Genomic DNA, 12,464 nt, shown 5'->3' on the forward strand with positions numbered 1-12,464 from the left:
ATTAGAGCAATAAAAAAACAGCTGCATTACGCCAGAGGTTTTGTGCATCTAAGTGAATTAGGTCATAAGAGATCTGACGGTCAGCTATGAGTGAGGAGGAACGGTCGGGTCAGCTCGTTTTTGGACAGAAACACGGTAGAGTATTTATTCGGTAACACTGTGTCCAGGGACTACCGCGCTGTGTGCGGCAGCCCCAGAGGAGCGTAAAGACGAACTCGCTATAACACCTTGTTATAAAACGCCTTAACGACCCCTAACAATTCGATTTGAATACAGGTCTTCAACAGGGAAGATCATCGTATAGTCGTCCCAGTTGAGATTGCCGTCCTCAATTTCGAAAGTAAGAAATTTATCGATGTTCTTGTACGGTTCATAGTCAGGATGCCCGACACTAAAAATGAACGGGGCAAAATCGACTACAGACCTATGGCCATCGTTGAATGTTATTTCCAGGATATGGCCAGTAAGGTGTCTTGTATCAACCACTGATAATTCGGACATTTTTCACCTTTTGGTTAATAATCTGCGGGCTGATATGCTTTTTCTTCACGAAGTAATCTACCCATTTGTTCACAATATCCTCAGCATAGGCATTTACAAACTCTTCGAATTCCTTGCGCTTTTTCGAGTCTAGGCCAGTCCCTTTATCTTTGATGACGATCTTTTGTATTCGACCGCTGAGCATATGAATCTCGGCTTTTGATTCTTTGCCTTGATACTTTGCATGGATATGAATGGGTTCGTGCTCATTGCTATAGAAAAACAATATCAACCCAAGGTACTCGTAGATCTTTGGCATAAATATCTCCTTATCTCCGTTGCCAAATTAAGTTAACTTAACGCCTCTATGTGGGGCGCATAAATGCATGGCTATACTTGGCGACGAAGGAGCGCAAGCCATGCGTTTTGCGTTCATGCCATTATTGACTTGTTATATGAATTTAAACCAGTAACGCTATGAAAGTGCTGCGATAAATAAGACCACAAAAAACAAAATTACACAAATAGCTAGTATATTTCCGACGACTGCCAACGGCTTCGGCAATTTTGTAAATGAACCGCCTGACAGAAAATACCTTTTTGGATTGGAATTGACTAATTCAACCAACTCATCTTTTTGTGGTTTATCAAGTTGAGAGAAATATTTGTTAACTTTTCGCGAATGACGGACTGCTTTTATCAAGATCAAACCAACGAAAATTACGATGACGATTTCAATCATACTCAAGATTCATAGAGATATGGAACGTCTCATATTCAAATTGAAATTTGAGGTATAATTTTCGAAGTTCGCTTGCAACTTCGTTGCGTTGAAGAAGAAACACATTCTTCTCATTTTCTTTAATAGCATTATACGAAAAATAAGCGGCAACAGCGGTTGAACATCCTGAAGTAGTAGTAAAGAATAGATTCCAATCCAACTCTGATAACTCCATCATGCTTTAGGTTTGCCTAACGCCCTGTTAAGGTGTGAGCAACGCTACCCCGAAACCGAACCATACCACCTTAAACACAAAAGCCAACGATGGAATGAAAAATGCAAAGCGTTGGGAATCACTCTCAAATTGCTTGTTAGATATTTTTATAAAATTTAAGCAACGGGTTTTTTGTAGCTTCCCATTCTGCTTTTAATAACTCTCTTGCTTCAGATACCACCTTATCTGATAAATCCCTCCACTTTGAATTGGCATCATTACCTATTCCTACTTCACCAGGGTCTAAAAGACCTAAAAGATTTTTTAATAATGTATTTGCTGATTGATCGTCGGCTTTAAACCTCAAGCAAATTCGATTATGAAGATGCAAAGCTTCATACTTTAAGACGTCTAACTTTTCAGATAGCTCTGCTTTTTTTTGCTCAGTTTCATTGTTAAAAATTAAGTATAAATCGAACCATTGATGAGCTTTAGATAAATATTCGGATATGTCTGAACGTAGTCCATCAATCCATGATTGCCGGAACTCAGATATTTTAATACCACGTGTGATAAGCGCAGCAGTTATAACACCTAAAGCGACCCATAATGTTGCTGTCCACATAAACTTCTCCAAAAATACTAACCCCCATTCAGGGGCTTTTAATAGTTGGCTAGAATAACGAAAAACTTAATAAAATCAAACCATTAATTGCCCGCGCTGGAATGGCCTGTTAGCTGACTTTACTCACCAATTGCTAGGTCGAGGCTATTTTGCTCTGGTGTTGCAAGTAATTCATTTAAAAGTTTATCTTGCTCTAAGCCGCTATAACGGCTCTCGATTTTTTCTTTTAGAGAGAAAAGCCTCGCTTCAGCTGTCCTGACCATTTCGCTATATGTTAAGGCATGAACTTCACCGTATTGATTTTCTTTATCCGAACCAACACTCTCGAACTTTCCAGTAAAATTATCAATGGTATCACCAACAACATAGGCTTTTATAAACGGTCTTGATGAACCGACCCCCGCATGCCATATATCATCTACATAGTATTTTGCTTGGGTCATTTCTTCTCTACCAATCTCAAAACCACCTTTTTTAAGTTCAATTAGTAAAACCTTTTTTGTTTTCTTTATTTCTTCGTCAAATTGCTCTAAGCCTAATGCACTCAACGAGGAGTTCTCACCAACTACGATGTCTGGTCTTTTAGCTGAATTTAAAAAGTTTTCCTTCTTATGCTTCTTTTTAAAGACTGTATCCATTGTTTTTATCAGGCCTTTATTACTGGAGTATTCGGGAGTATCAAACTCAGGACCAAAAACCCATCGTGCTTTTTCTATCAAAGGATGTAATGTATGAAGCTCATCAACAGAATGGTCACTACTCAACCTTTCGATTGCCTCAATAACTTTTATTCGTGAATCGATTTCAGATAGAATATTCATAGCGTCAGACGCACACCATTCTTGCAATAGGGAGTCTACAGCTTCTATATCTTCGCTAGAGATCGTTGTTAGCTTATGCAAAAGAGCAACGCCAGCTCTAGATTTTTCCAAGTTAATTGCGGCCCTTAATGCTAGTTCTAACAATTCTGGCTTAATATCGGGGTTTTCAGCTAAGATTTGATCGATAAAATCATACAGCTCTTTTCGTGCTAACTGAGAGAGTTCTTTAATCTCTGACTTATGAATGTTAATTACTTCTCTCTTAGCTCTGTCTATTTCGCTCTTAGATAACTCCAAATAACAAGCTTTTACGAATACTCCAATTGCGTCAGTTATTACACCCAAAGAAGAAAAGTCAGATTTAAAGCCAGACCAATCAGCTTCAATATAATCGAATAGATCATCAGACTCAGCGATCAGAGTATAGCGTTTTGCAAATGACTTTCGACCATCTAAAATTTGATTTCCTTGTATTGACCAAGATGGGCTGCCAAGTAAACGGCCCCCGAGCCAAAAAGCAACGCCATGTTGATTGGATGTTCTAGATACTGCTGATGAGTCCACTAAGGTAAGCTTGATTTTTATATTGCCAATCGGTTTTATTTCTTGAGTTTTAACTATTCCAGGGTGTTCCGATAAGCAGATTTGCTTTCCATTTACTTCAACTTTAAATTCAGGGTTAAATAAAAACCTCGCGGATATTATCTCCGATAACTCCTGTTCTGATATTAAGTTTCTTTTAACCAGAACTTTAATTTTTGTACCATGCCCACCTTTTTGATAATTTGATGAATTCACGACTTCAATTGGTTGGGACCCATCAGATAATGCCAACTCATATAAATTAGATTTACCATCTTTCCATGTTTCTACAGAATATGAGTCATTGAAGCATAACCCTGCATGACGCCCAACGCCATTCCGACCAAAAGCTAATCGCTTTCCAACTATGTCATTGTCATTTGGGATTTCGACAAAAGAGCCTTGGTGTCTTCTTCGATCATACCTCAGTTTTAACCAGCGTTGCTCGAATTCACTATTAGAAAGGCCTATTCCATTGTCTTCAACTGTAATGTATTGATCATAATCAGCGGGGATTAATATGGAAACTTTTGAAGCACCAGCATCGTGAGCATTTGCAATTAATTCAGTAATTGCAATGTCAGGCTTTGTCCCTATTGCCCCTATTTCTCTGATTAAGAAGCCTTCTTCATAAGTAACTGAATAAGTCATTTTCCATCCCTAGATAGAGGTACACCGTTACTAATCGATGCAAGTTGACATGTTTATAGCGAGCGAATCGCACGTTTTTTTTACTATGCTACCGCCCACTTTTATGAATGATATATTTTTAACAGACTAGTTAACTCATTGCCAGTATTATTAAAAATAGCTATTTCTCGTTTTCTTAACTATGTGAGCGATTGCGCTACAACTGTTTAATATACAGTTTTTGTATGTTTTTGAAGGAATGAACAGGTGGGCGTTAGCACTTATGTGATTGAAGTAATCTGATATTGGATATCTTAACAGAGTGTTTATTTCCAACTTTGATATATAAAAATGAGAGCGATTTTTGTTCACTCAAATGCTCGCGTTATTCTGTTTCCGACTTTCCTCTAACTGAGCCATTCACTTCCAATCATAACGTGGCTTCACATGAGATTTTCTTATGTAACGTTATTCAACATCTACAGCTGCATACGCCAAAGGTAATGTGCCTTGAATATGTGTGGGCAAATACAAAAAAGCCGGCATGGAGGCCGGCTTTTCTTATTTAAGGTTGATAGTAGGTGGGTGAGCCTGGGCCTACTGGCATGCCGAGCACAAACACCCATAAGTAGAACAAACATACCCAGCCGAGGAAGAACAGCATACTGTAAGGCAGCATGGTCGCGACTAAGGTGCCAATTCCCATATTCTTTTTATACTTGGTGGCTACCGCGAGTATGAGCCCAAAATAACTCATCATCGGGGTAATAAGGTTCGTCACTGAGTCGCCAATGCGGTAGGCGGCTTGGATTGTTTCCGGGGCATAACCAATAAGCATCAGCATAGGAACGAAGATAGGCGCGGTTACTGCCCATTGCGCTGATGATGAACCGAGACTCAAGTTCACCATGGCACACATAAGAATAAAGAACACAAACACCTCAGGCCCGGTCAGGTTAAGCGCTTGCAACAAGGCAGCGCCATTCACCGCTAAGATGGTCCCGAGGTTGGTCCATTTGAAGAAGGCGACAAACTGCGCAGCGAAAAACACCAGAACGATATACATGCCCATCGAGCCCATACTTTTGCTCATGGCATCAATAATATCGCGGTCATTTTTCATTGAGCCGACCACTCGGCCGTAAACAAACCCAGGAATAGCAAAGGTGATAAAAATGATCACCACAATGCCTTCTAAGAACGGTGAACCTTTCACTTCGCCGGTCTCTTGATGGCGTAAGATACCGTCATCGGGGATAATGGTGAACGCTAAAATTACACCAATAAGCACAAACGAAAGACCTGCCCATTTGAGGCCGGTTTTTTCCTTTTTGCTCAGGTGGTCGATTTTATTTTCGCCCAAATCAATGCTGGCTTCACTGGGGTCATATTTACCCAAGCGCGGCTCAACGATTTTTTCCGTGACCCAAGTGCCTAAGATGGCAATCATGAACACCGATACAAACATAAAGTAATAGTTGGCCTCAGCGCCCACTTGGTAGTCAGGGTCAATCATTTGTGCCGCTGGGGTGGTGATCCCTGCTAACAATGGGTCAATGGTGCCCAATAGAAGGTTGGCGCTGTAGCCACCGGAAACCCCAGCAAAAGCCGCCGCTAAACCGGCCAGAGGGTGGCGTCCAAGGCTGTGGAAAATCATTGCTGCTAGGGGAATAAGTACCACATAACCGAGCTCAGATGCGGTATTTGACAATATCGCAGCAAACACCACCATAAACGTCACTAACCGTTTAGAGGCGCCCATGACCATGCCACGCATGGCCGCTGACAGTAGCCCAGAGTGTTCAGCAACGCTCACCCCTAGTAAGGCCACTAATACTGTGCCTAGCGGCGCAAACCCGGTAAAGTTAGTCACTAACCCTTCAAAAATGCGGCGCAAGCCTTCGGCGCTAAATAAGCTAACGACTTCGATAACACCATCTGGATCGCGTCCTTTAGCGCCCTCAGGGCGCGGATCTATGGCGCTGAGGCCAGCCCAGTCGGCTATGCCGCTGATAACCACAATGGCGACACAAAAAAGTGCGAATAGAGTGATAGGGTGAGGCAGCAGGTTGCCGAGAAACTCGACCGTTGCTAGAAAGCGATTAAACCACCCCTTTTGTTGTTCTGGCATGTCAGATGAGACTGCTTTACTCATACCTGTTATTGTCCTTGGAGTCACAAATGGCGCAAAAGATACCATTATTGCGCGCGGCGGTCATCGTTTATCGGTCAAAGCCGAGCAGTGCGCGATGGATAGCCAAAAAAAAGCAGAGGTGGGCACCTCTGCTTGCCCGCTCAGGGGCATAATGCTTTAGGGAAAAGCAATAATTGTTACGCACCAACAGTGCTAAGAGATCAAAATAGCCCCAGCTGTTTGCTTGATTTTGTTTTACTTGATGCCTTTGGCTGGCGTTTACGGGAGCCATGTTGGTGGCCCACGCGCGCCGTCTCGCGGCTATTCACATGGCGCCGGTAGTAATCGGAAATGCGCGCTTTGGCTTGTCGCAGGGCAATGTCCGGTAGCACACTCGGACGCGGGTAGGTGTCATGACTGAGGCCATTGTATAACCACGGGGTGTGCACATAGGCGCTAGGCACCTTGTTCAGCTCGGGCAGCCAGCGACGAATAAAATGACCGTGCGGGTCGTATTTTTGTCCTTGTGTCACCGGGTTATACATTCGCCACGGATTGATACCGGTGCAGCCCGATTGCATTTGCACTTGGGGATAATGAATACCGGGTTCATAGTCAACAAACTGCGCTGCTAAAAACGCCGCTGGTTGGCGCCAATCTAACCAGAGTTGGTAACTGGCATAGGCAATAAGCATGGCGCGCATACGAAAGTTAATCCAACCATAGTGATGCAAAAAACGCATGCAGGCGTCGACAAAGGGCACGCCCGTTTGCCCCTGGCACCAGGCTAAAAACTGCTGCTCGTCAAACTGCTCGGCGCGTAAATGAATAAGGTCGCGGTGCACTGCGTGTTCACAATAGCTCGGCTCTGACTCCAGCTTTTGCACAAAGTGACTGTGCCAATGCATACGGGCCAATACCGCGCGCTTATGGCCTGCGGCGCCTTTGATAGCCCCCAGGCTCTGGATACTTTCGCGTAGGCTGATCACGCCATAGGCGAGGTAAGGGCTTAAACGAGAGCACCGGGTGGGGGCACTGAGGACAGAAGAAATGCCGCCGCGATAGTGGTGCATGCGCGTTGCTAAAAAGCTTTGCTGGGTGGCCAAGGCACAGGCGTGGGCGCCATGCTGGGCTCCGCTGGCAATAAGGTTATCGTTGCCCGGATAGTGATCTAGTAATGCTAAACCGTCATGATGGCTAAGCAAACTCGTTAAGTGTGTGGGGCTTTCTAATTGCGGTTGCTTGAGCCAGTGCTGCGCCTTTGTTTGCCAATGATCGCGTTCTATCGCGCCACGAAATACCGCCTGTTGGCGATAGGTGGCAATGGTAATGCTGCGCTCGCGACACCATGAAAACACCTGATTATCTCGGCTGTACGTCCACGAATTACCGGTTTCCTGGTGGCTATACAGGGTATGGATAGGCGCATGTAGATGGATGTGCGCTAAGATGTCACACACCTCTCCGCGACGCACTAATAACCGCCCGCCGATGCGTTCAAGTTGGGTAGCTAGGGAGTGCAATGCTTGAGCAATAAAACGAAACTGGCGCTCGCTGGTGTCATCAAGGCACCAATATTCGGGCTCAATAACGTACAGACACAGCACCGGGCGCATGCTTTGCGCGGCAAAATGAATAGGGGCATGGTCATTAATGCGCAAATCGCGCTTTAACCACACCAAGCTAATCATCCAATACCCCTTTGTAGAGCAGGGGATAACGGCGTAAGCGTTTGCCAATATAATCGTCGCGCAGCAGTGCGTCGCAGATTTCATCGACATCGCTGTGCGCGCTAAAAACCCAATCAAAACGCTCGATGGCTAGTAAAAAGCCGCGCTTAAGATGGCGCTGCTGGCGGTAATATTCCAAGTTATTTTTGATGAGTTCGAGCTTACTGGGGTCCGCTTTTAGTGCGGCGACCACTTGCTCGCTGTGGTGTTGTAATGTCTTGGGGGTCTTTCTTGGACCTCGAGGCCTGCGCACATTCATCTCCTTAAACTGCTATGAAAGGATATACGCAGGTACAGTGACGCAGCGATCAAGCTTGTTTAGCTATCGCCTCAATTTTTTTGATGAAATCCTCTTTGTTTTTATCACTTTGGTAATCGAGGTGGTAAGTGTTGTGAAAACCAAAGCGCATTAACACACCACTTCCTTGAAGGTAGACGGTATAGCCATCGACATCAGAAAATGCCGTGAGCCCCTCATAGAACTTGCCCTCGTCGGTTTGCTCACCATGTTTTTGAATATGTTCATAGACCCGCAGCAGGGTCTTACTGTCTATTTCGTTTTTCATCGAGGTTCTCACAATGTTGCTGTTGTTACTTATATTTTGGGGGTAAGGTGCGTAAAATCAACCAACACCTTCATTTGTTCAAGGAGGCCACAATGCAGGTCCAGGTTCTCGGTAGTAGTTCGGGCACACCGACATCAACGCGCAATGTCTCAGGCTACGCGGTGTTTCGAGAGGATAAAAAGCCTTGGTATTTGGTCGATTGTGGCGAAGCAACGCAGCATCAAATATTAAAAACCACGCTCAGTCTTTATCACCTTGAGGCGATATTTATTACCCATAAACACGGCGACCATTGCTATGGCTTGCCAGGGCTGCTTGCCTCGGCCGGGCTCAGTGGCCGCCAAGCGCCGCTTACCATCATCGCCCCACAGCAGGTGCTGGATTTTGTCAGTGCCACTCTTAAACTCAGTGATTGGCAATTGAACTTTTCCTTGCAGCTTTATGATTATGATGCCCTTGATAAGTACTCAGGCTCTTGGGCCACAGTGCGCAGCTGCGCGCTACAACACCGGGTGCCAAGCAAGGCGTATCGCTTTGACGAGCATGCCATCCCATTAAAGCTGGATATTGCACAGCTCAAGCGCCACCATATCGGCTCAGGCCGCCATTATAACCAGCTGCAACGTGGTGAAGACGTAACCTTTGAGGGCCGCACCTTATCGGCCACCCAATATACCTACCCGTCGTGGCCAGCGCGTAGCGTCATGGTGTGTGGTGATAATGAAAAGCCGCAATGCTTAGACCCGCTTATCGAAGGGGTTCAGTTATTGGTTCATGAGGCGACTTTCACCGCTAAAGATTTGCACAAGGTTGGGTTTCACACTGGCCATAGCGACGTTGAGCGCATTTGTGATTATGCCCAACAGCGCCAGGTGCCGAGCCTGATACTCACCCATTTCAGTGCCCGATACGGGGGAGATGCAATGATGGCGCACATCGCTGACATTGCCACAGACAGGTATAGCGGAGCACTGTATTTGGCGGAAGATGGTTTATGTGTTGGTGTAGACAAACAGGGCCACAGTGCGCTGATACACGCGCGGTTTGCCTAGCCCTTTAGGCCGAACGATTAGCCCATTTGAGTTGTTGATAATCACGCGGGCTGAGCCCAACCACTTGTTTAAACTGACGGCTAAAGTGAGCCTGATCGGCAAAATTTAGAGCATAACTCAACTCGGTTAAAGACGTTTGGCGCTGATGTTTAATTCGCTCGCGGGCGCGGGCCACTCTTTGCAGTTTATGAATGCTGCGTAGGGAAATGCCAATGTGGTGTTTGCAGTAGCGCTCGATAGTGCGCGGGGTTTTGCCCAGTTGCTCGGCTAAATCGGCGGAGTTGGTGCACACCTCAATCGCGGCGCCACTGAGCACTTGTTGCTGGCGGGGTAAATGGCTGCTCAGGGTTTTAATCAGATCAAAAAATGGTTGCGCTTCACTGAATCGCGCGGCGCGGTGCAGTTGCGGGGCGGTGTCGATATCATCAATGCGAATACATTGATTCACCATCTCTGCGGCGGGTTGTCTGATGAAACTGCCCTGTGCCGCCAAATGAAAACGGGCTCCGAGCAAATGAGTGCCCGCTGCACAGCTCAACACCTTGCTATGCTGCTGACAACCGGTGATGTACAGCCCCGGCGTTAATAACTGCTCGCCTAAATAAGCCTGACCCTGCGTAACTGCGAGCAAGCCCATGCGCGCATCAGCGTGTAACAATTGCTGCGAGTAGGGCTGTTCAGCGCCGGTTCGCGCCTGCCATACCTGGGCCACACCACCTACAGACAGGGCCTTTATTTGCAGGGCAAAGTCGCTTAAAGGGCGATAATACTGGCTGCTCAATATGCGTGTGGGCGAGGTCATGACATTGTCGGTTTTGTTCAAGCTTTGCAACCAGCATATTGCTAATTTAGGGCCATCGCAATAACTAGGTAGCAACAATGAAATACTTCATACTTTTGACCTTCACATTCGTTTCTTGGTTCATCCACGCCACACCATTGCACAACATTCAGCTAAAAGAGCTGCAAGGCGGTACCTCAGTGTCTCTCGCGCAGTTGCAGGGCGCGAAGCCTCTGTATGTAAAGATGTGGGCAAGCTGGTGCAGCCCGTGCATGCAACAGATGCCAAAATTGCAGCAGCATTATCAAGATTTTGGCGATAAATTAGCCTTTGTTGCCGTTAACATCGACCTGAACGATGATGCGCAGGCCATTAACAAGGTGGTTGAGCGTTTTCAACTGGGTATGACGATTGCTCAGGATGAGCATAAGCAATTAGCAACCCAGGTCGGCTTGCAAGGGACGCCCTTGCATTTGCTGTTTAATCGCCAAGGGCAATTAGTGTATCGCAGCCATCAAAGCGATGAACAGTTGGCCCAGGCACTTACGGCATTAGCCAACGCGCAGCCACTGCCAGCCAAGATGCTTCGAGAAAATAACCCATCGCCAACAAAGCTCCCTTTGGCAGATGCAGTGTTATTTAGCGCCACATGGTGCGAAAGTTATTGGCAAGAGCGCAAGGCGGATACGGCGCGCCAGTGTCAAGCGAGCCGTGAGCGGGTGAATAAGCTCGCCGAGCAAGGCAAAAAAGTGGTGGTGGTGGTGTCAAACTTGTGGACCACGCCGGCAGATGTGCAGGTGTTTGCACAGCAGTTTCACCCCAGCATTGATATTATCATAGATAACGGCGGCCAACTTTTTAAAGCCTATCAGGTCAAAGCGTTGCCGCACTTGCTGCACAGCAATACCCACGCAGCCCATTAAGGCTATGTTGAGCGTGCCGGCAAGGCAATAGTGAGCTCGGCAATCTGTGCCGCGCTGACATAAAAAGTTTGTTGCGCCAGCACCTCGTTACCTTGCTCGTCATAGATTTTGATGATGTGCGCGCCCAGTGCGAGATGGCGCTGTGTCCACGTGTGGGCGCAACAACGTATCGGGGCGGCATCGTCGATGGCAATGGCGTAGCAGTAGGGACTGTGGCTAAATTCCACCTTAACATTCACCGCCCCAAGTTGGGCACCCGGTTGCGTGGTTGACGGCGCAGATATTGATTCGCTTGGCTGCGACGGTGCTTGGTATTGTTGAATAAGCTCGCCGAGCAATTCATTGCCGGTGGCAAACTCTGACACCCACTGCCGAGTTTCGCTTTTTTGTAATTGTGCGGTGCGCGCTAAGTAGTGGCGCGACAAATCAAACAGGGCGCGGACATCGTCCTGTTGCAATGGCTGGTGGCGGTGTAAAATATACTGTGACCAGTCGGCCTCAAAGCGTCGGCTTAGGCTTTCCATTTCTGTCACCGTTGAAATATAGCGGATCCAACCGCTGGACCAACCAAAAATACGATCTGCCGCTTGTAACAGTCCCGCCAGAGCAAGCGCACCGACACCTGCTTGGGTTAGGTATAGACGCTGTTGATAATGCTCAAATAGACCGGCAAAAATAGGCAGTAAAGCCCCAAGAATAACCAAAGAGAAAGTCAAAATGCGCACCGTTAATGAGGCGCGGCGTTTGGATTGAATACTGCGCCAATACCAGTTGCGAATATCTTGGCTGCGAGCGCCTGCGCGCTGATAAATATCCGCTAGGGCCCGACTGGGCTCGCTAGCAATATAGTGATCCCAATCCGGTAGTAGCTCGGCAGTAACATCTTGCTTTGCACCCATGCGCAACCCTTCCTTAGTGTAAAATCCAATAGCGGCATATATGCGCTAAGTATGCTAGAAAACACCTTGATAATAAAGTGCTTAGCCTACGCCTTTAGCTGCGCAGCGCTTCGAACAATAACGTACACAAGGCCAGTTATTGCGCCATTTTTTACGCCACGTAAAGCGCAAGCCACACACCGGACAATATTTATAAGGAAGATTAACTTTTTTGTGCGCCACAGTGATCTTTCCCGCCTTTGCCAAGGTTTAACTGCACCATGAGCCTTGTTGCCGTTATGGCTAATAGGCGTGGTGATTAGTAAT

Annotated in this window: 14 protein-coding genes; 2 read left to right on the forward strand and 12 right to left on the reverse strand. The window is 46.4% G+C overall.

The features are described from left to right. Window positions 1-243: 243 nt before the first annotated feature. The 9 genes from PRUTH_RS19410 to PRUTH_RS18490 all read right to left on the reverse strand — a co-directional run bounded on the left by PRUTH_RS19410 (window position 244) and on the right by PRUTH_RS18490 (window position 8,503). Window positions 244-501, reverse strand: a complete 258-nt coding sequence (locus PRUTH_RS19410; RefSeq protein WP_138548288.1) for a DUF2442 domain-containing protein — start codon at window positions 499-501, stop codon at window positions 244-246. Continuing rightward, entirely contained in the window at window positions 479-799 is a 321-nt protein-coding gene (locus tag PRUTH_RS18455) for a DUF4160 domain-containing protein (RefSeq protein ID WP_045979932.1), read from the reverse strand. The genes PRUTH_RS19410 and PRUTH_RS18455 overlap by 23 nt, the downstream gene beginning before the upstream one ends. A gap of 156 nt (window positions 800-955) precedes the next feature. Continuing rightward, window positions 956-1,222, reverse strand: a complete 267-nt coding sequence (locus PRUTH_RS18460) for a hypothetical protein (RefSeq protein WP_151174164.1) — start codon at window positions 1,220-1,222, stop codon at window positions 956-958. 350 nt (window positions 1,223-1,572) lie between these two features. Continuing rightward, window positions 1,573-2,040: a hypothetical protein gene (locus PRUTH_RS18465; RefSeq protein ID WP_151174165.1), complete on the reverse strand. Its 468-nt coding sequence runs from the start codon at window positions 2,038-2,040 to the stop codon at window positions 1,573-1,575. A gap of 119 nt (window positions 2,041-2,159) precedes the next feature. Continuing rightward, entirely contained in the window at window positions 2,160-4,094 is a 1,935-nt protein-coding gene (locus PRUTH_RS18470; RefSeq protein WP_151174166.1) for an ATP-binding protein, read from the reverse strand. 544 nt (window positions 4,095-4,638) lie between these two features. Further along, entirely contained in the window at window positions 4,639-6,228 is a 1,590-nt protein-coding gene (locus PRUTH_RS18475) for an AbgT family transporter (protein ID WP_130146500.1), read from the reverse strand. A gap of 200 nt (window positions 6,229-6,428) precedes the next feature. Further along, complete coding sequence (locus PRUTH_RS18480; RefSeq protein ID WP_151174167.1) at window positions 6,429-7,898, reverse strand: FAD-binding domain-containing protein; 1,470 nt, start codon at window positions 7,896-7,898, stop codon at window positions 6,429-6,431. Beyond that, window positions 7,891-8,196, reverse strand: a complete 306-nt coding sequence (locus PRUTH_RS18485; protein WP_235418273.1) for a hypothetical protein — start codon at window positions 8,194-8,196, stop codon at window positions 7,891-7,893. Before PRUTH_RS18485 ends, PRUTH_RS18480 begins: the two co-directional genes overlap by 8 nt. 49 nt (window positions 8,197-8,245) lie before the next feature. Further along, window positions 8,246-8,503: a DUF3081 domain-containing protein gene (locus PRUTH_RS18490; protein ID WP_022943876.1), complete on the reverse strand. Its 258-nt coding sequence runs from the start codon at window positions 8,501-8,503 to the stop codon at window positions 8,246-8,248. Window positions 8,504-8,595: 92 nt separating this feature from the next. On the opposite strand from PRUTH_RS18490, the gene PRUTH_RS18495 reads away from it, so the two are divergent. After that, entirely contained in the window at window positions 8,596-9,555 is a 960-nt protein-coding gene (locus PRUTH_RS18495) for an MBL fold metallo-hydrolase (RefSeq protein ID WP_151174168.1), read from the forward strand. Between the two features lie 4 nt (window positions 9,556-9,559). Here PRUTH_RS18495 and PRUTH_RS18500 read toward each other — a convergent pair whose 3' ends face one another. Beyond that, window positions 9,560-10,378, reverse strand: a complete 819-nt coding sequence (locus tag PRUTH_RS18500) for an AraC family transcriptional regulator (RefSeq protein ID WP_151174169.1) — start codon at window positions 10,376-10,378, stop codon at window positions 9,560-9,562. Window positions 10,379-10,434: 56 nt separating this feature from the next. Here PRUTH_RS18500 and PRUTH_RS18505 point away from each other — a divergent pair, with 56 nt between their 5' ends. Then, the gene (locus PRUTH_RS18505) at window positions 10,435-11,259 is read left to right on the forward strand and encodes a TlpA family protein disulfide reductase (protein ID WP_151174170.1); all 825 of its coding nucleotides are present in this window, start codon (window positions 10,435-10,437) and stop codon (window positions 11,257-11,259) included. A 2-nt stretch (window positions 11,260-11,261) separates the two neighbouring features. Here PRUTH_RS18505 and PRUTH_RS18510 read toward each other — a convergent pair whose 3' ends face one another. Further along, the gene (locus PRUTH_RS18510) at window positions 11,262-12,158 is read right to left on the reverse strand and encodes a DUF4231 domain-containing protein (RefSeq protein ID WP_151174171.1); all 897 of its coding nucleotides are present in this window, start codon (window positions 12,156-12,158) and stop codon (window positions 11,262-11,264) included. A gap of 81 nt (window positions 12,159-12,239) precedes the next feature. After that, the gene (locus tag PRUTH_RS18515; protein ID WP_151174172.1) at window positions 12,240-12,380 is read right to left on the reverse strand and encodes a DUF2256 domain-containing protein; all 141 of its coding nucleotides are present in this window, start codon (window positions 12,378-12,380) and stop codon (window positions 12,240-12,242) included. Window positions 12,381-12,464: the final 84 nt, after the last annotated feature.

The organism is Pseudoalteromonas ruthenica (assembly GCF_008808095.1).
Taxonomy (GTDB): Bacteria; Pseudomonadota; Gammaproteobacteria; order Enterobacterales; family Alteromonadaceae; genus Pseudoalteromonas; species Pseudoalteromonas ruthenica.

Coding starts and splice junctions, on each gene's coding strand:
- PRUTH_RS19410 (WP_138548288.1), bottom strand. CDS start 501: ATGTCCGAATTATCAGTGGTTGATACAAGACACCTTACTGGCCATATC.
- PRUTH_RS18455 (WP_045979932.1), bottom strand. CDS start 799: ATGCCAAAGATCTACGAGTACCTTGGGTTGATATTGTTTTTCTATAGC.
- PRUTH_RS18460 (WP_151174164.1), bottom strand. CDS start 1,222: ATGATTGAAATCGTCATCGTAATTTTCGTTGGTTTGATCTTGATAAAA.
- PRUTH_RS18465 (WP_151174165.1), bottom strand. CDS start 2,040: ATGTGGACAGCAACATTATGGGTCGCTTTAGGTGTTATAACTGCTGCG.
- PRUTH_RS18470 (WP_151174166.1), bottom strand. CDS start 4,094: ATGACTTATTCAGTTACTTATGAAGAAGGCTTCTTAATCAGAGAAATA.
- PRUTH_RS18475 (WP_130146500.1), bottom strand. CDS start 6,228: ATGAGTAAAGCAGTCTCATCTGACATGCCAGAACAACAAAAGGGGTGG.
- PRUTH_RS18480 (WP_151174167.1), bottom strand. CDS start 7,898: ATGATTAGCTTGGTGTGGTTAAAGCGCGATTTGCGCATTAATGACCAT.
- PRUTH_RS18485 (WP_235418273.1), bottom strand. CDS start 8,196: ATGAATGTGCGCAGGCCTCGAGGTCCAAGAAAGACCCCCAAGACATTA.
- PRUTH_RS18490 (WP_022943876.1), bottom strand. CDS start 8,503: ATGAAAAACGAAATAGACAGTAAGACCCTGCTGCGGGTCTATGAACAT.
- PRUTH_RS18495 (WP_151174168.1), top strand. CDS start 8,596: ATGCAGGTCCAGGTTCTCGGTAGTAGTTCGGGCACACCGACATCAACG.
- PRUTH_RS18505 (WP_151174170.1), top strand. CDS start 10,435: ATGAAATACTTCATACTTTTGACCTTCACATTCGTTTCTTGGTTCATC.
- PRUTH_RS18510 (WP_151174171.1), bottom strand. CDS start 12,158: ATGGGTGCAAAGCAAGATGTTACTGCCGAGCTACTACCGGATTGGGAT.